General features: G+C 47.3%; 18 protein-coding genes. 7 read left to right on the forward strand and 11 right to left on the reverse strand.

All coding sequences use genetic code 11. The annotated features are described in order from the left end of the window. Window positions 1–71: 71 nt before the first annotated feature. A complete protein-coding gene (locus tag QT979_RS26925; RefSeq protein ID WP_333312196.1) occupies window positions 72–1,088 on the reverse strand; it encodes a sulfate/molybdate ABC transporter ATP-binding protein in 1,017 nt (338 codons plus the stop codon). A gap of 435 nt (window positions 1,089–1,523) precedes the next feature. Here QT979_RS26925 and argC point away from each other — a divergent pair, with 435 nt between their 5' ends. After that, the gene (argC, locus tag QT979_RS26930) at window positions 1,524–2,582 is read left to right on the forward strand and encodes an N-acetyl-gamma-glutamyl-phosphate reductase (protein WP_333049472.1); all 1,059 of its coding nucleotides are present in this window, start codon (window positions 1,524–1,526) and stop codon (window positions 2,580–2,582) included. A 171-nt stretch (window positions 2,583–2,753) separates the two neighbouring features. Here argC and eno read toward each other — a convergent pair whose 3' ends face one another. Further along, window positions 2,754–4,034, reverse strand: a complete 1,281-nt coding sequence (gene eno, locus QT979_RS26935; protein WP_445304815.1) for a phosphopyruvate hydratase — start codon at window positions 4,032–4,034, stop codon at window positions 2,754–2,756. A gap of 302 nt (window positions 4,035–4,336) precedes the next feature. Between eno and QT979_RS26940 the strand changes: the two genes are divergently transcribed. After that, entirely contained in the window at window positions 4,337–5,242 is a 906-nt protein-coding gene (locus QT979_RS26940) for a calcium-binding protein (RefSeq protein WP_333312197.1), read from the forward strand. 166 nt (window positions 5,243–5,408) lie between these two features. Here the strand turns inward: QT979_RS26940 and QT979_RS26945 are convergent, their stop codons facing one another. The 3 genes from QT979_RS26945 to QT979_RS26955 form a co-directional block, all read right to left on the reverse strand. After that, a complete protein-coding gene (locus tag QT979_RS26945) occupies window positions 5,409–6,059 on the reverse strand; it encodes a nucleoside triphosphate pyrophosphatase (RefSeq protein WP_333216321.1) in 651 nt (216 codons plus the stop codon). A 112-nt stretch (window positions 6,060–6,171) separates the two neighbouring features. Beyond that, window positions 6,172–6,711 (reverse strand): photosystem II reaction center PsbP, encoded by a 540-nt coding sequence (gene psbP, locus QT979_RS26950; protein ID WP_333084125.1) that lies wholly within the window; start codon window positions 6,709–6,711, stop codon window positions 6,172–6,174. A gap of 143 nt (window positions 6,712–6,854) precedes the next feature. After that, entirely contained in the window at window positions 6,855–7,067 is a 213-nt protein-coding gene (locus QT979_RS26955) for a high light inducible protein (protein WP_333216317.1), read from the reverse strand. A 326-nt stretch (window positions 7,068–7,393) separates the two neighbouring features. Here QT979_RS26955 and QT979_RS26960 point away from each other — a divergent pair, with 326 nt between their 5' ends. Continuing rightward, entirely contained in the window at window positions 7,394–8,005 is a 612-nt protein-coding gene (locus QT979_RS26960; protein WP_333084122.1) for a hypothetical protein, read from the forward strand. Window positions 8,006–8,254: 249 nt separating this feature from the next. Here the strand turns inward: QT979_RS26960 and larB are convergent, their stop codons facing one another. From larB to ispF, 5 genes are all read right to left on the reverse strand, one after another. Then, on the reverse strand, window positions 8,255–9,061 hold the full coding sequence (larB, locus tag QT979_RS26965) for a nickel pincer cofactor biosynthesis protein LarB (RefSeq protein WP_333216643.1): 807 nt from the start codon (window positions 9,059–9,061) through the stop codon (window positions 8,255–8,257). A gap of 167 nt (window positions 9,062–9,228) precedes the next feature. Further along, window positions 9,229–10,989 carry an ABC transporter substrate-binding protein gene (locus QT979_RS26970; RefSeq protein WP_333312198.1) on the reverse strand — a complete coding sequence of 587 codons (1,761 nt, stop codon included), beginning with the start codon at window positions 10,987–10,989 and terminating at the stop codon, window positions 9,229–9,231. A 40-nt stretch (window positions 10,990–11,029) separates the two neighbouring features. Continuing rightward, window positions 11,030–11,605, reverse strand: a complete 576-nt coding sequence (locus tag QT979_RS26975) for a PIN domain-containing protein (protein ID WP_333312199.1) — start codon at window positions 11,603–11,605, stop codon at window positions 11,030–11,032. 7 nt (window positions 11,606–11,612) lie between these two features. Further along, the gene (locus QT979_RS26980) at window positions 11,613–12,131 is read right to left on the reverse strand and encodes a hypothetical protein (RefSeq protein WP_333216639.1); all 519 of its coding nucleotides are present in this window, start codon (window positions 12,129–12,131) and stop codon (window positions 11,613–11,615) included. A 33-nt stretch (window positions 12,132–12,164) separates the two neighbouring features. Continuing rightward, entirely contained in the window at window positions 12,165–12,644 is a 480-nt protein-coding gene (gene ispF, locus QT979_RS26985) for a 2-C-methyl-D-erythritol 2,4-cyclodiphosphate synthase (RefSeq protein WP_333216638.1), read from the reverse strand. 105 nt (window positions 12,645–12,749) lie between these two features. Here ispF and QT979_RS26990 point away from each other — a divergent pair, with 105 nt between their 5' ends. Beyond that, window positions 12,750–12,908 carry a hypothetical protein gene (locus tag QT979_RS26990; protein WP_333216636.1) on the forward strand — a complete coding sequence of 53 codons (159 nt, stop codon included), beginning with the start codon at window positions 12,750–12,752 and terminating at the stop codon, window positions 12,906–12,908. A gap of 120 nt (window positions 12,909–13,028) precedes the next feature. On the opposite strand, the gene trmD is transcribed toward QT979_RS26990, so the two are convergent. Continuing rightward, window positions 13,029–13,724, reverse strand: a complete 696-nt coding sequence (gene trmD, locus QT979_RS26995) for a tRNA (guanosine(37)-N1)-methyltransferase TrmD (RefSeq protein WP_333216634.1) — start codon at window positions 13,722–13,724, stop codon at window positions 13,029–13,031. A 108-nt stretch (window positions 13,725–13,832) separates the two neighbouring features. On the opposite strand from trmD, the gene QT979_RS27000 reads away from it, so the two are divergent. The 3 genes from QT979_RS27000 to cphA all read left to right on the forward strand — a co-directional run bounded on the left by QT979_RS27000 (window position 13,833) and on the right by cphA (window position 18,009). Then, window positions 13,833–13,991, forward strand: coding sequence for a hypothetical protein (locus tag QT979_RS27000; RefSeq protein WP_333084108.1), 159 nt, complete (start codon window positions 13,833–13,835; stop codon window positions 13,989–13,991). A 65-nt stretch (window positions 13,992–14,056) separates the two neighbouring features. Further along, window positions 14,057–14,950, forward strand: a complete 894-nt coding sequence (locus tag QT979_RS27005; RefSeq protein WP_333084106.1) for a cyanophycinase — start codon at window positions 14,057–14,059, stop codon at window positions 14,948–14,950. A 338-nt stretch (window positions 14,951–15,288) separates the two neighbouring features. After that, entirely contained in the window at window positions 15,289–18,009 is a 2,721-nt protein-coding gene (cphA, locus tag QT979_RS27010) for a cyanophycin synthetase (protein ID WP_333312200.1), read from the forward strand. Window positions 18,010–18,215: the final 206 nt, after the last annotated feature.

Consider the following 18,215-nt stretch of genomic DNA (forward strand, 5'->3'; position numbering starts at 1 on the left):
TCCAAAAAGGACGGGCGGGACGCCCATCCCACAATAACAATTAAAATTGTAAGTTATTTAATTCGCGATCCTTAGATGGAATAAAAAAGTGGAAAGGACTTGGCATCTTTCGGCTTTACGAACACTCTTTGCTGGGGCTGCAAGTTCAAGCTATCGAATCTTTCTCTAGTCAAATTAGCGTTTACTACTTGACCGTCATCTAAGGTCAATTCTACCTGAATTTCCCATCCCAAATGAATCAAGCGACTGATTCTTGCAGGCACTGTTGCACTATTTTCTGTAGTTTCAATTACTACGTCGTGAGGGCGTAAGAAAATCTCTGGGTTGGCTGAGTCAAAGCCGTTGTCTTGAAACATTCTTGAACTGCTGGGCAAGACATTGACTGGACCGATAAAACTCATTACGAAAGCACTAGCGGGATGGTCGTAAATTTCTGCTGGTGTGCCTACTTGTTCGATTTTACCTTTATTCATTACTGTAATGTGATCGGCAACTTCCATCGCTTCTTCTTGATCGTGCGTCACAAAGACTGTGGTAACGTGAACTTCGTCGTGCAGTCGCCGCAACCAAGCGCGCAAGTCTTTGCGAACTTTGGCATCGAGAGCTCCAAAAGGTTCGTCTAGCAGTAACACTTTCGGTTCCACAGCCAGGGCTCTGGCCAGGGCCACCCGCTGCCGCTGGCCCCCTGAAAGTTGCGACGGGTATCTATCGCCCAATCCTGCCAATTGCACTAAATTCAACAACTCTTCTACTCGCGATTTGACTTTCGTGGGTGGTGTTTTCTGAATTTGCAGCCCGAAAGCGATGTTTTTTCGCACTGTCATGTGCTTGAATAGCGCGTAGTGTTGAAATACGAACCCAATTTTGCGGTCTTGGACGCTAGTATTGGTCGCATCTTGGCCTGTTAGCCAGATTTTGCCGGAGTCGGGAATTTCTAAACCCGCAATCAGTCGCAGCAGTGTAGACTTGCCGGAACCAGACGGGCCAAGCAATGCGACTAGGGAACCCGATTCAATTTCTAAGCTGACTCGATCGAGTGCTTGGAAACTGCCAAACTGTTTTGATACGTTTTCTACGACTATGCCCATAGGTAGGAAGAAGGGAGAGGGAAGAGGGAAGAGGGAAGAGGCAGGATACAGGAAGCAAGAGGCAAGAGGCAAGAGGGAAAAATATCAATCTCCGGTTTGTGGATGGGTTAAGGTAAGTTTTTTTATAGCACGATCGCACATCAGTTTGTTAATTTTAGGGTTTTGGCGATCGGTCAGTCGATTTTAGATTTTAGATTTTAGATTTTATATTTACTTGCAGCGCCGTGAATCTGGAATATGGAACTTTGGTCTAAAACTTTGGGAGTTCCAGGGCTTTATATGGGTTTTGGGCGGTATCAAACAGCCGAAAATTAACAAAAATGCACCTCCAAAACAAAACAACACAATTCTTTGCCACCAAAGTTGACGTTTGGTACTACAATGCAGCAAAAGTTCAAGCGTTTTTGACTTCAACGGCTGAGGGGATAAAGGAAAATGGGAGATGTTGGACGTGTGCCTGTAGGAATTATCGGCGCTTCAGGGTACGGCGGCGTGCAACTTGTGCGACTGCTGGCAGATCACCCAGCGGCTGAAGTAGTGTATTTGGGCGGGGATAGTAGTGCGGGAAAACCTTTTTCCAGCCTTTATCCGCATCTGACTAACTGCATTGATTTGACAGTCGAGGCGATCGACCTAGACAAAATAGCGGCAAAATGCGAAGTTGTGTTTCTGTCGCTGCCGAACGGTTTAGCTTGCAAAATGGCACCGACGCTGATAGAGAAAGGCTGCAAAGTCTTGGATTTGTCGGCTGATTACAGATTTGAAAATCTGGAAACTTACAAAGCTTGGTACGGCGGCGAGCGATCGGACTCTGAACTGGCTGCAACGGCTGTTTATGGTTTGCCAGAATTGTACCGCGATCGCATTAAAAACGCTCAGTTAGTAGGCTGTGCCGGCTGCTACGTCACTGCTAGTTTATTAGCCCTGGCACCTTTACTCAAACAAGGCCTCATTGTGCCAGAAACAGCTATCATCGACGCCAAATCCGGTGCTTCGGGAGGGGGCCGCAAAGCCGAAGTTAATCTCTTGTTGGCTGAAGCAGAGGGTTCTCTGGGCGCTTACGGTGTTGGCCGCCACCGCCACACGCCAGAAATCGAGCAAATTTGCAGCGATTTAGCGGGACATGATATTAAAGTTCAGTTCACTCCTCACCTAATTCCGATGGTGCGGGGAATTTTGGCGACTGTGTACGCAACTTTGCGCGATCCGGGTTTGGTGCGGGAAGATTTAATCACAATTTTCAGTGCTTTTTACCGCAATTGTCCTTGGGTAAAAGTGTTACCGGCTGGAGTTTACCCCCAAACAAAATGGGCTTGTGGCACGAATCTTTGTTATATCGGTGTGGAAGTTGATCCGCGTACTGACAGGGTGATTGTGCTATCGGCGATCGACAATTTAATTAAGGGACAAGCCGGTCAAGGCATCCAGTGCATGAACTTGATGATGGGTTGGGAAGAAACTTTGGGTTTGCCACAATTGGCTTTCTATCCTTAATTGGTAATTGGGCATTGGTAATTGGGCATTGGGCATTGGGCATTGGGCATTGGGCATTGGGCATTGGTGATGAAAATTAAAAACTAACCGATTATCGATTACCAATTACCCATTCCCAATTACCGATTACCGATTACCAATTACCCATTCCCAATTCCCAATTATCCAGTGTTACTTGGGCCCGTAACCGATCGACCCAGCATAAATTGCCCGATCGCCCAATTGGTCTTCAATCCGCAATAAACGGTTATATTTGGCCACTCGTTCGCTGCGACACAAAGAACCAGTCTTGATTTGGCCGGCGCGAGTCGCTACCGCTAAATCGGCAATTGTGGTATCTTCAGTTTCACCCGAACGGTGGCTGATGACGGCTCGATAGCTGTTCCGTTTGCCGAGGTCGATCGTATCCAAAGTCTCCGTCAAAGAACCAATTTGATTCAGCTTAATCAAAATCGAATTGCTAGCTTTCAAATCAATTCCTTTTTGCAGCCGCGTGCGATTAGTAACAAACAAATCGTCACCAACCAATTGAACTTTGCTACCCATTTTCTCAGTCAGTGCTACCCAACTGTGCCAATCGTCTTCGTGCAAACCATCTTCAATAGAAACAATCGGATATTTTCCGGCCAAACCATCCAAATAATCGATTAATTCTGTCGGCGAATGAGCCACACCGTCGTAAGTGTACTGCCCATCTTTGTAAAATTCGCTAGCAGCAACATCCAAAGCCAAAGCAACTTGTTCACCCGGTTTATAGCCAGCTTTTTCAATAGCTGCAATCAACAAATCCAAAGCTGCTTGATTGGATTTCAGATTAGGCGCAAAACCGCCTTCATCACCCACACCAGTCAGCAAACCCTCAGCTTTTAAGACTTTACTCAAGGATTCAAATACCTCTGCACCCCAGCGTAAAGCTTCTTTAAAAGAAGGCGCACCCACCGGGACAATCATAAATTCTTGAATGTCCACATTATTGTTAGCGTGAGAGCCCCCGTTGATCACGTTCATCAGTGGTACGGGCAAAACGTTCGCCAAGGGCCCGCCCAAGTATCGGTAGAGGGGGAGCCCTAAAGTCTCGGCGGCAGCCTTTGCTGTGGCTAAGGAGACTCCGAGAATGGCATTTGCGCCGAGGTTGGATTTGTTGGGGGAACCGTCCAAGTCAATCATGGTTTTGTCTACCAGCGCTTGGTCGATCGCATCTATATTAGCCAAAGCGGGGGCAATTTTGTGTTCGACGTTAGCAACGGCTTTTAGGACTCCTTTGCCACCGTAACGGGTTTTATCATCATCGCGGAGTTCGTGGGCTTCAAAAGAGCCTGTAGAAGCACCGCTGGGGACTTGGGCGATCCCCACAACGCCGTTGGCTAGGTAAACTTCAGCTTCAATGGTGGGGCGGCCACGGGAGTCGAGGATTTCTCTGGCTTGAATAGATTCGATCGCAGTGTCTAGCATATTAATTATTCCTGACTTAACTCAAGGTTTCATGACAATTAGCAGTCTCTGGGTTTTCCCACGCTGACTGCTGACGGGTAATAGATTACGCGATCCCCAGAATTATTGGTACACAGTTCAAAATATTTGCGGATTTGGACGAGCAACCTGGTGTCAATAAACTACGCTTATTGAATAAGCATCTACGGCAATTTTGACAATAATTTGATTGTTTTAACCCCAGATTCCCGCAGATTTCTTAATTGAAATCTTTGTTAAAATCAGAATGTCAACAAAGTTAATCAAAAAAGGAGAAACTTAGGATGTTAGAAACAAATTTCGGAGAAATTAGAGCATTAGCTGAAAATTCAGACCCAATTATTGCTGATCCCCCAAACATCAAATTACTCACAGGCCCATTGCCAAATCCAGGCAGCGACCCCAACTTTTTTGACTTAACTCCCAATGACGACGCATTTCAATTAGCAAATGGAATTCTGCGGAATACTGCCGGAGGTTTGCGTGCCTTAGCTGGTAACGATTTTGTCAGAGGTTCCGGTGGTGCGGAACTGATGAACGGTAACAGTGGCACAGATACTTTAATTGGAGGTTGCGGCAGCGATACTATTCGTGGTGGTCAAGATTTTGACATTCTTTATGGAGAATGTGGCAGCGATTTTGTCAGCGGAGATCAAGGTAATGACTACGTTTATGGAGGCACGGCCAATGACTTTATTCGCGGCGGAAAAGGGAATGATGCTGTAGTAGGAGAGAGCGGAAATGATACTCTAATCGGTGATGCTGAAATTGATAGACTGTGGGGAAGTGAAGGCGCAGATTTATTTATCGTCCGCACAGAAGTGGGAGCAACTTCGGGAGAGATTGGTTCGCTTCAACCGTCTCCTAGCGGCAATTTTGATGTAGATGAAGTGCCTGCCGATTTTATTCTCGATTACAATCGGCTTGAAGGTGATGTAATTGGATTAGCGTCTGGATTGACGCGAAATGATATTGTTTTGAGCGAAAGGTTTTTAACAATTGGTGATGCCAGAGATTATGACAGCAGCGGGCCTTTTCCTCCGGGAATTCCTCGAACGGCTGATTTTAGAATTTTAAATACTAAGGCGACGGTGATTCGGGAAGCTAGTACCGGCAATATCTTGGGTTTGGTGAAGGATGTTTCGCCGGATCAACTTCAGTTTATATCTGTATCGGATGAGGCGCTCTAGGATAATTACCAATTGGTGGGCAAGAGTAATCTGCATAGCACGGATGGGCGGCACGAAACGCCCATCCGACAACAACAAGGCTCTCAATCCTCGTTCCCAGGATCTGCCTGGGAAGGCATATCAGCGAGGCTCTTCCTCCCGATTCCTGACATCAATTCAACAATATTTAAGATTGCCAGAAATCCGCCACATCATATCCCATTTCGGTGAGCATTTGCCGCAGCAGAGGTAAGCTTAAACCAATCACATTTGTGTGGCATCCTTCGATTTGTTCTACAAACAAACCGCCTTTACCTTCGAGTGCAAAACAGCCTGCACAGGCGAGGGGCTCTCCGGTAGCGACGTAAGCCGCTATTTGGCGCGAGGTCACTTCCGCAAAATGAACTTTTGTAACTTGACAGCGAATGATCGATCGCGACCTCGCCTCACCAAAGTCATCGAATCTAGTATCAATTAAAGCATGACCCGTATAGAGTTCGCCCACCTTACCGCGCATTTTCTGCCAGCGCGAGATTGCTTCTTCCTCATCCTTGGGTTTGCCGTGAATTTCGCCATCTATGAGCAAAATTGAATCGCATCCCAACACAAAACAAGATTTGGGATTGGGGATTTGCGGGTGAGAATTAGCGAGTAAAAACTTAGCTACAGCCTCAGCTTTCCCCTCTGCTAAAACCTGCACTAAATTAGTGGCATCTTTCATTTGTATTTGCCTTTCATCAAAGTCGCTGGGGCAAATCACAGCTTGAATGCCGGCATTTTCTAGGAGGCGGCGGCGCGCTGGAGAAGCTGAAGCTAATACAAAAGTTGGAATTTTCATCATTTAAGAAGTTCAGTTGACAGTTGACAGTTGACAGTTGTCAGTTGTCAGTTGACAGTTGTCAGTTGACAGTTGTCAGTTGGCAACTAACCCATGCCCCATGCCCCATGCCCTAATAAACAGAAAAAGATTTAACAACTTTCTCAAAAGCTTCTTTTACCTTGGGCCAACGTTCTTCAGTAGTGGAAACGTTAAGCGTAAAAAGTTTGCCGCGGCTGACGGCTACACTCGCTAAGTTGTGGCGTTCTTGGTTTGGCAACTTAACGGCGTATTCTAAAATGTAATAGTTTTTCGATCGCGATTCACGAGCTTCTGCATTGACTAATTCAGCTTCGCGGCCGGAATCAATCGGGGCGATCGCACTTTTGCTGAGCTTGTATCCCACATCCGTCGGTGTTCCCAAATCAGCCAGAGTTTTGTCCTTCGCGACAGGACTGATTACCACGCTGACGTTCTCGGTTTGCTGAATCAAATCGCGGAACACCACATCGGGCCCGTTAGAAACCGCGATCGGCAGCCAGCCGTTAGGATAGAGAAATTGATAGCCATCGCCAGTATCAACGTAGCTTTTGAGTCCAGTGACTTTAGACACACAACCGGTCAAGGTGAGGCTTAGAACCACCAAAAGTATTGCCGCAATTCGTTTGAGCATTTTTTTTACGGGTAGGGTAAAACAAAAATATTTAATTTTAATTGTCTCACCAAACCTTGCCCCTCAAAATAGTTAAGCTATGGATCGCTGTTTGTGTACCGCCAGCGATCCATAGCCATATAGTTTAATTGTTAACAAAATCATTACAGGTGAGTTAACCAGCTAATCAGCCCGTGCTTGGTCGAAACTTCTAAAGCCAAGAGAGAAACAAAGCCAATCATGGCAAGGCGGCCGTTTAAGCGTTCTGCGTAGGGGGTAAAGCCGGTGCGGGGTTGGTCATCGATGTATACTGTCGGCTCGATCGCAAAATTGTTCATTTTGCCTTGGTCGTCCAGCATTAAGCCTCTGTTACTCATCTTTTTTTTCCTAAATGGTTTTTAGTGTACTGTAAATAAATGTAACAGACTTGTGAAGATATGTAAAGGATTGTGAGAAATTTTTTTTAAAGACCTCGCTCTGACACCAGTAAATAAAAAAAACGCAACTGTAGGCAAGCTCTAAACCCTTATATAGTCAGTCTTTCCCCAATCTAAAATCTAAAATCTAAAATCTAAAATGGTATGACTGTGGGTAGACTCTGGGCCCCGGAGGGGGGAGGATAGAGTGGAGAGGCACAAAAGTCGATGGTGTATGGCAAATCCAGTCTGGGTTTGACGAAAATTGTGGAACGGAGGAAAAATTTATGCGGGCCAGTCTGGAAATGCGTTGGTTTTATAGCGGTGCACTGCCAAAATCAATCAATCAATGGTTTGGAAGCGAGAGTCTCGGCGGGTATCTTTCGCCTCCTGAAGAGCGGGAAGACATATATTTGCTAGTACCAAGCTGCGACTACTTGGGAGTGAAGCTGCGTGGGAAAACCTTGGAGGTAAAGTGGCGTCAGGGAGAGTTGGGGACGATGCAGTTTGGCAACCGCTGGGAAGGCAAAGCCGAAAAGTGGCTGAAGTGGGTTTGTGCGGACACGATGGCGCCGATACCGGCGGATATTTTGGCGACAGGAAAGTGGGTGGCAGTCAAGAAAAAGCGAGCGCAGCGTCTTTATCAAGTATCGACCCCTGGTTCCCTGATGTCTGTGCCTGTGGAAGCCCCAATTCCCCAAGGTTGCACCGTGGAACTTACTCAGTTGAACATTAACGGCAGCGCGTGGTGGAGTTTGGGATTTGAAGCGTTTGGTAGCGAAAGTTGTTTGACAGAAAGCCTGCAAACAGTAGCTACTTGGACTAGCAAGAGTTATCAGGCGCAAAAGTTAAAAGCTGAGGATTCTTCTGCTTATCCGATTTGGCTAGGCAGCAAGTAATATCCAACGCCGCTTTAATAATACCTCCTGTATTTTTTAGTCCTCCTCTGCAGAGACGAGAGGCAAGTGTAGACGCGGTTTCAACCGCCGAGTCTGGCAGTCCTGGAAGCAACTGACATATATAGTAAGGTGCTCTACTATCGGAAATCTTCAATAATCTTTCAACAACGGAGTCTGACGCACCTTAAAAATAGATCGATCGTCCTGTGACAGTTAGACTTAGTCTGATCTAATCGAGGGGGTTCCTAATTATTCCCCCTCTCTCCCATTCTCCCCCTCTTTGATGATTTTCCCCACTCTGCCAGCACTTCTGAGAATTTGACAAGCCAAAATCGCTGCCCCAAATCCATTATCAATATTCACCACACCCACACCAGCCGCACAAGAATTAAGCATAGTTAAAAGAGGAGCAATCCCGCCAAAACTCGCGCCGTAACCTACACTCGTCGGCACAGCAATCACCGGACAATCTGCCAAACCCGCAACCACACTCGCCAAAGCACCTTCCATACCCGCTACTGCAATCAACACATCAGCATCGGCAATTACGTGCCGGTTGCTCAGCAAGCGGTGAATGCCGGCAACTCCGACATCCCACAAACGTCGCACCTGAAAACCGCAAAGTTCCGCAGTAACTGCCGCCTCTTCCGCTACAGGCAAATCCGCCGTTCCCGCACTGATAATAGTCACAGTACCCGGATGCTGCGGACTGGGGGAATTGGGAGAAATTGCACAAATTCGAGCCTTTTGGTGATAGCACAAATCGGGTATTTTTTGTTGCAATTGCTCGAAAACTTCCGGTTCGATTCGCGTCGCCATCACCGCAGAATTTCGCCCGCGCATCGCCTCGATAATCTCAACAATTTGGTCTGGCGTTTTCCCTGGGCCCCAAATTACTTCAGGAAAACCCGTTCTCAGAGTACGGTGGTGGTCAATTTTGGCAAAATCGCCGACTTGTTCAAAGTCAAAATGCTTTAATTTATCCAAAGCTGCGATCGGACTCACATCGCCGGCGGCCACTGATTCGAGTAACTTCTGTAAAATTTTAGGTTCCATAAACTAATAACAAATGACTGCTAACTAATGACCTGCCCAAAAACGGATACAAGCCCCCAACTTAAATCGCGATGGCACAATTTTAGACTCTTGTTCAAGTTCCCAGATTCATCTGTGGAGTCAATCTAAAATCTAAAATCTAAAATCTAAAATCTAAAATCGATTGACTATTCTGTTATTTTCAGTTCGTACAAATTCCAGAAAGCACCGCCGAGGGCACTGTAGCGAATTCCCGAAACGCGATCGCGCACCGCCTCAAAAGTCAGCGGATTTACCATATAAACAAAAGGAACTTGTTCCGCTATAATCCGCTGCGTTTCTCCATAAAGTTCCTTGCGCTTCGCCTCATCAAGCTCCTGGGAAGCCTTCACATAAAGGTCATCGATTTTCTGCTCCCAGTCGTACACTTCCCAACCTTTAATCGGGGGTTCTCCGAATTGCGGGCCCTGGTTGAAACTGTGCAAAGTGCCATTGACTGACCAAATATTGTAGCCGCTGTGCGGTTCAGTACCTCCCGTAAAACCGCCGAGGTAAGTATCCCAATTTCGCGTCAATCGCAGCTTTTCCACATAAGTGTTAAAACTTAGGAACTGCGTATCAATTTGCATCCCCAGTTTGCCCAAGTCTTGCTTAATTTGCGTTCCCATTTGTTCCCGAACTTTTTTACCTGCCGCCATCAACAAAGTAAATCGTACCTTGTTGCCTTCAGCATCCAACAATTCGCCGTTACTATTATACTTAAAACCAGCGCTTAACAGTAACTCTTTGGCTTTTTGTCGATCGTAACTGTAAGTTTTCAATCCCTGTTCTGGGGACAGGTAAAACGGGCTTTGCGCCGGAATTGGGGAATGCAGCGGCGCGCCAAGTCCGCGATAGATATTGTTAGTCATCGCCTCGCGGTTGATGCCATAGGCGATCGCCTGCCGAAATTCTTTACTCGCGAACCAGCGAGCCTTAACCGGGTCTACAAACGGCTGATTTTGAGCATTGCGCCCCTTATTCAGATTGAAACACATAAACACGCTGCCAGTATCCGGGCCGCCGTTGAAGACCGTATATTGGCCGCGTTTCTCCTCCCGTTTCAGCAGGGGAAACACTTCCGGCTCCACGTTCAGAGTATCCAAATCGCCCGATCTAAAATTCAGCAGTTGATTGTCAGTATTTTCGATAATTTGCCAAACAATTTGCTGGATGTAAGGTTGAGGATTTCCCTCAGAATTTTTGCGCCAATAATACGGATTTCGTTCCAAAACAACGCGCTGATTGGGAGTATAGCTCAGCATTCGGTATTGACCATTCCCCACAATTTTTTTAGGGTCAGTATCCGTACCCCAAGTAGTCAAGAATTTAGGCTTGCCGTCTGCATCTGTATTATCGATAGATTCCTGTAAAATATGAGCTGGTAAAATTGGGATTCCCCCAGCATATCTAATAAAAGGAGCAAAGGGTTCTGCAACGGAAAATTCTACGCGGCGACTGTCGAGTTTTTTGACTTTTGGAAATTCGCCACTGATGCCAACCCTCAGAATATCTTTCAAACCGCTAGGAATTTTGTCATTGAAATAAATCTTTTCATAGCTGAAGATAATGTCATCAGTAGTCAGAGGTTGGCCGTCCGACCATTTCAATCCCTCTCGCAGGGCGAAGACAATCTTTTTGCCATCTTTAGAAACTTCCCAGGACTCGGCTAAACCGGGTTCTAACTCGGATGTCAAGCCGTTTTCGTTGATCAATCCCTCGTACATATAGCCAAAAACGCTGTATGCAGATTGATTTAGCGGGTAGTTAAAGGTGGCTGGGCCGCTGGGGGTGGGAACGATGAGTCTGTTTACTAAGTTCGATCGGGCTGGACTGCACGCAGACAGAGTTATGGCGGCAATTGCAGCCAGCAGAACAGCCAGCCAGCGCAGTCTTGAATGTAGCATCATAGAAATTTTCATAATTTTTTAGTTTACCACCTGCGTGCAACTATGACTGAGATTGTAACCAACCGAGAAAGTCTTCAGTGCACGAAAAATACTTGGTTATCCCTACTTCCCGCAAAGCATCTCGAACTTTGGGCAGACCAAATTCTTTTGTATTATTACTCAAAAATACTTTGACTTCATTAGGATGTAAGTGTGCGTGATTCAAGATGCAGTGCAGAATCAAATTGTCTGTAGGGTCTTCTTCAATAAAAATTGAATTCAAACTTGATTGAAGTATGCCTGCTGTTAAGGAAATCATTTCTATCTTGGTGGCTAACAAATCAAGAGCTGCAAAAAGACGTGTATTAATATCATTTATCAGAGCCTCGTTTTCATTGAGTGATTGCTCTAAGTGGAAGACAAGAGACTGGGCAGAGGGGGAAGTTTTATCTCGCTTTAGCTGACTAATTTGTTTTTCCATTTCACCTAAAAAACGGTTGCGTCGCTTCTTGATTTCATCTTCTAAAGCCGAAAGTAATTCCATGCAGCAAATACTTGGTATGGCTATGCTGACTGATGTAGGTACACTCACCAACAAGTTGTTAGCGTCAGGGTCGCGTCCCGTAGCAATGCTCATCAGAAAGTTAGTCTCGATATATAAAATTGCCACCAATTTCTACCCCAGATTTTGTCGTCCCACCTGCTAGCAGTGGCAGCAAGCCGATTTTTGCTATCTGTTCTGACGCGGTTGGAATCTCAGACTTCCAATTATAAGCTAAGTCGCGCAGCCATGCTTCAACCAGTCTAGTTAGGTATCGCTTAAATATCCGTTTGTTGCCAAATTCAGGCTCATAATGGCGAAGGATCTCAGCAGTGTTTAGAGAGCAAACAGGTTCAGATAAATTTACTCCGTCCCATTTAAAAATCAGAATCTGCTCGGTGTCAACAAACATCGCATAGGGAATGATGGTTCGTTGCTCGGACATTTTCGCTAACGCAGCTTTCATCCAAGATATCATGTAATCAGCAATCCTCTGCTTTGCTGCTGGTTCTTGAGCTTCAATAATTTTGACTTCGATTAGCACGACTACCCGATCGTCCTTATCCAATGCGATAATATCGGCGTCTATGGGTAACTCTAAATCCAATGTTTCAGTTTGCATGGTTTTGGCCTTCCTAAAACGTAGATTAAAGTTTTATTTTAGCACTAACAAAACTACAGCGTAAGCCGCGATTCCTTCTTCTCTCCCCACCGGACCTAATTTTTCGTTGGTGGTGGCTTTGATGCCGATTTGGTCTGGTTTTAATTGTAGGACAGCAGAAAGCCGATCGCGCATTTGCTCAATATGCGGTTTCAGCTTTGGACGTTCCGCTACCACCACCGAATCAATATTGCCGATTTCCCAGCCTTTATCTAATATTAACTGATTGACTTGTGCTAGCAAGACGAGACTATCAGCACCTTTCCATTTCGGGTCAGTTGGAGGGAAATAAAGACCGATATCTCCTAAGCTGAGAGCTCCGAGCATCGCGTCCATGATAGCGTGGGTAAGTACGTCGGCGTCGCTGTGGCCGAGTAAGCCTAATTCGTGGGGAATGTGCACGCCACCGAGGATGAGGGGGCGTTCTGGCACTAAGCAGTGAATGTCGTAGCCATTGCCGATGCGGATGTTCATGTAAAATTGGGGTTTGGGAAGTATAGTAGAGGACAATTATTTCATATTTTCAGGGAGATAAGTGAATTTATCTTTTAATGCCGATCCGAGTGTTAAAGATTTTTTTTGGCTGCTTTCCTCAGCAGTTATGGCAATCCTAAAGCTGTTGGAGGGGGGAGAGAACCGTTAATGCTGGAAACGCTAGAAAATTCTCGCAGACTTCTCGATCGCTCTCCTGAACTCAAAGACTTACAAACGCGAATCCAAAATTTATTAGGCTCTTAAATATACGGAATTTACGCATCAAGACCAAAGAAACCGGGTTATTTACCGAATCTGTGGACTACAACGAAGTATTACCACAAAAAACCCGGTTTCTGACCACTCGTGCGATCGCCCTTTCTCCTATTCTTCCCTCTCCTGGAACCACCGATCGTACAAATCCGATCGCCTTTGGCGCGTTCTTTCAATTTGCTGTTGCTTGCGCCAGCGAGCAATTTCTGCGTGATTACCAGACAGCAACACGTCGGGCACCTTCAATCCCCGAAAATCCGCAGGTCGAGTGTACTGCGGATAATCCAAAAGTCCGTCTTCAAAACTCTCAAACTTTAGGGAATCTTCCTTCGCCACAGTTCCCCGCAGCAATCGCAAAACCCCATTTATCAAAGCCAAAGCTGGAATTTCGCCCCCCGTGAGCACAAAATCCCCCAAAGACACCTCGCGAGTGACCAAATGTAGCACTCGATCGTCCACACCCTCATAATGACCGCAAATCAAGACCAACTGATCGCGACCGACCGCCAACTCTCGAAACATCGACTGCTGCATCGGTTCCCCCTGGGGAGTCAGCAAGATCACCTCCCGCCTCGGCAAAACCGGCAGCGACTCCACCGCAGCAAAAATCGGTTCCGGTTTCATCAGCATCCCCACTCCGCCCCCGTAAGGCTCATCATCGACTCGCTGGTGTTTGTCTGTGGTAAAATCGCGGGGATTGACAAAATTCACCTCAGCAATCTTTTTAGCTAAGGCTTTGCCCATCAGTCCCGACTCTAGGGGAGCCCGGAAAAATTCTGGAAATAGGGTAACAACGTCAAATCGCACAATTATTGGAATTTCATTGATACATCACCTCTAGTTTGACCTTTAGAGGGAGTTCAGTTTTCAGTAATTGCTTTATTCTTTATAATTTCTTATAATTTCTGAAAATTTTTGCAAGTTAAATTCTCTTCCTTTGTCGGCGGGCCCGTTTTGTACAACAATAATCAGTTTTTCATGACAGCGACTGCAAGTAAACTCACCGCCAAACAACTGCGGGATCGCACGATCGGCGATCGCACATCCCTCGCACCAACAAATATTTATTCTTAAAAAGCCCTATTCTACGCACAGCCACGGCAAAATTGAATTTCACATCCAACAGAGGAAGACACACCATGCAGCAGTTGACATCTCAAGCCCTTGAACACAATATTCCCCAGCGCACAAAAACCTCGATTATGGTCATCGGGGGAGCCGAAGACAAAGTTCACGGGCGAGAGATTCTGAACACCTTTTTTTGCCGTGCTGGGGGTGCAAACGCTCGGCTGGCGATCGTTCCGTGCGCTTCGCGAGATCCCGAAGGAATTAGCAACCGCTACCGTACAATATTTGACGAAATGGGCGTTGGCGCCGTCAAAGTAGTGGACATCCGCGAACGCGAACAAGGCGAAAACCCCGTCTGGAAAGATTACTTAGAAGACTGTACGGGCGTATTCATCACAGGCGGCGACCAACTGCGGCTTTGTGGACTGCTGGCGGACACCCCGCTGATGGAGAAAATTCGCAAAGAAACTCTCGAAGGCAAGATTACCCTTGCTGGCACCAGCGCAGGTGCTGCGGTGATGGGATATCACATGATTGCAGGCGGTGGGAGTGGCGCGTCACCGAACCGCTCTTTAGTAGACATGGCAAACGGACTTAACATTATTCCTGAGATCATCGTAGATCAGCATTTTCACAACCGCAACCGCATGGCTCGCTTGCTGTCGGCTGTGGCTTGCCATCCCGATCGCATCGCTATTGGTATTGACGAAGACACCTGCGCCTTGTTTGAGGGAGACGATACTATGAAAATTCTCGGTAAAGGCACTGTGACTATTGTTGATTCTAGGGAAAATTTTTATACCAATGAGTCTATGGTAGGAGCGACAGAACCCTTAAGTCTGTTCAATATGCGCTTGCACGTTCTATGTCACGGAGATTGCTACAATATGCCCCTCGGCAAACCAATGCCATCAGGAGCCTGTTCCGAGTCTGGCTGGCCCCCCGAATGCCGCACAGCCAACTAACGTACAACATCTCTTGTCATTGATTCGGCAGAAATTAGGCGGCATTCCGGCCGAATCATGGATACAACAATAGAATAGATTCCGAAGCAGCCACGGGCTGAGCCGAGAAGGCAGAATCACAGAAAGTTCTAACTTCGGGCTTTGATTTTTTGCTAGCCATGTACCTGTACTTGTTTTTAGCCGATCGCAAGGGCATGAATTTTCAATTGGGTAGCCCATAACTGGAAATTCACTCCCAAACTGTTCGCAGCGAACAGTCGATCGAGCAATCTAGATCGAAATTGAATAAATGCTCCAATTATCTATAAGATTTCGCGCCCCATACCCCTCTAACTGCCATGAAAATACTTAAAATCCAGACCTTACGCGGCCCCAACTACTGGAGCATCCGACGCCAGAAACTCGTCCTGATGCGTCTGGATTTAGAGGAGTGGGCAGATAAAAAAACATCCGAAATTCCTGGCTTCTATGAAGGGTTGATCGCCGCACTTCCGAGTTTGAACGACCATCACTGTTCACCAGGCCATCAGGGAGGATTCCTGCAACGGGTCAGAGAAGGCACAATGATGGGACACGTAATCGAACACGTCGCCCTAGAACTTCAGGAAATGGCAGGAATGCCGGTCGGGTTCGGCCGCACCCGCGAAACTGCGACCCCAGGCATTTACCAAGTAGTAATCGAGTATCAAAACGAACAAGCAGGTCGCTATGCAGCCCGGGCGGGCGTGCGGATGTGCCAAAGTATTGCCGAGACAGGCACTTATCCAGCAGCAGAATTAGTCCAAGATTTGAGAGACCTGAGAGAGTTTGCTGCGTCGGCGGCACTCGGGCCGAGCACGGAAACACTGATTAAGGAAGCAGAAGCGCGCGGCATTCCTTGGATACCTTTGAGCGCCCGGTTTATGATTCAACTCGGCTACGGGGTTCACCAAAAGCGGATTCAGGCAACTCTGAGCAACCGGACGGGAGTTTTGGGAGTAGAACTTGCCTGTGACAAGGAAGGTACCAAAAATATCCTCGCCAGCGCTGGTGTACCGGTTCCCAGAGGAACGGTGATTCATTATTTGGATGAACTGCGCGGGGCGATCGAAGATGTCGGCGGTTATCCGATCGTCCTCAAACCCCTAGACGGCAACCACGGCCGCGGCATTACGATCGACATCAATTCCTGGGAAGCAGCAGAAGAAGCCTACGACTTAGCCAGCGCCGCATCAAAAACAAAAAGCGTCATTGTCGAGCGCTATTACGTCGGCCGTGATCACAGAGTATTGGTAGTCAACGGGCAAGTCATAGCAGTCGCAGAACGAGTCCCCGCTAACGTCGTGGGTAACGGCAAGTCTACAGTAGAACAGCTTATTGAAGAAGTAAACCGCGACCCGCAGCGAGGAGACGGACACGACAACGTGCTCACCCGGATCACGATCGACAAATTGTCCCTGGATTTGCTGCAAAAACAAGGATACGCGATGGACTCGGTATTGCCCGCCGGCGAAAGAGTATTTTTGCGCGCGACAGCAAACTTGAGTACCGGTGGCATTGCAGTCGATCGCACCGACGAAATCCACCCAGAAAACGTCTGGCTGTTTTCGAGAGTCGCCAAAATTATCGGTTTGGACATCGCCGGCATTGACGTAGTAACTCCCGACATTTCCCAACCCCTGCGCGATGTCAACGGCGTCATCGTCGAAGTCAACGCAGCACCGGGTTTCAGAATGCACGTCGCCCCGAGTCAAGGTTTACCCCGCAACGTCGCCGGTGCCGTCTTCGATATGCTTTTCCCCTCGCCTCAACCCAGCCGGGTGCCGATTTTAGCGGTAACGGGAACCAACGGCAAAACGACAACCACTCGCCTGCTTGCCCACATTGTCAAACAGACCGGTCAGATTACCGGCTACACGACTACCGACGGCACTTACATCGGCGATTATTTGGTCGAAAGCGGAGACAATACCGGGCCGCAGAGTGCTCAATTGATTTTGTCTGACCCAACGGTGGAAGTGGCGGTGCTGGAAACGGCTAGAGGCGGAATTTTGCGATCGGGCCTCGGCTTCGATCAGTGCGATGTCGGCGTCGTCTTGAACGTCGCGGCCGATCACTTGGGAATTGGGGACATCGACACCGTGGAACAACTGGCCAAACTCAAGAGTGTCCTCGTCGAGTCGGTAATGCCCAAAGGCTATGCAGTTTTGAATGCAGACGACCCGCTGGTATCACAAATGGCGCAGCGTGTCAAGGCTCAAATTGCATATTTTTCCATGAACCCGGACAACGAACTGGTTGCCAAACATACCGCTGCGGGCGGGCTGGCAGCGATTTACGAAAATGGCTACTTGTCGATCTTAAAAGGCGATTGGACGCTGAGAATTGAGCAGGCTGTGAACGTGCCGCTGACGATGGGCGCGCGCGCGCCGTTTATGATTGCCAATGCTTTAGCAGCTTGTTTAGCAGCTTTTGCTCAAGGAGTGAAAATAGAAGATATTCGCGCTGCTTTGTCAAGCTTCCAAGCATCCGTCGGTCAAACTCCCGGAAGGATGAACCTGTTTAATTTGGGCAGCTATCACGCTTTACTCGACTACGCCCACAACCCCCACAGCTACAAAGCTTTGGGCAGTTTCGTGCTGAATTGGCCGGGACTGCGAATCGGGGTAGTAGGTGCTCCCGGAGACCGACGAGATGAAGATTTTGTCACGCTGGGTAAACTTTCGGCCGAGATGTTCGATCGTATTATTGTCAAGGAAGATATTGACAGGCGCGGGCGAGAACCCGGTGTTGTGGCCCAGTTAATTTGCCAGGGAATTGCCGAGGCGATTTCTGCAGGAACCGCAAAGAAATCTCAAGTTGAATACGAGTTGATTCTCGACGAAACAACGGCCGTTAACAAGGCTTTAGATGAGGCGGCGGTAGGCAGTTTGGTAGTGATTTTACCTGAAGGTGTCAACAAAGCTTTGAGTTTAATTGAAGCCCGGAAACCGATTAAGGAATCTGTGGAAGTTCAAAATGGTTTAGATCGATCGAAGTCACAGGAAAGTTTAAAACCGACTGTGGTGAATCAAGGCTAAACTCTTAAGTCTCATTTAATTAATAGGTTGGGTTGAACTTTTAGGACACCCAACCTATTTTTATATAAATTCTCAGTTAAATGAGGTACGCCCGGTAATTGGTGATCGAGCGGTGCGTACCTATGATAAATAATTAGGGCTTGCTGAATAATCGATCGCACATCAAGAATAAGAGCGATCGATATCTTCAAGCCGAGTTAAATATA

Source organism: Microcoleus sp. w2-18bC1 (assembly GCF_036700365.1).
Classification (GTDB): Bacteria; Cyanobacteriota; Cyanobacteriia; order Cyanobacteriales; family Microcoleaceae; genus Microcoleus.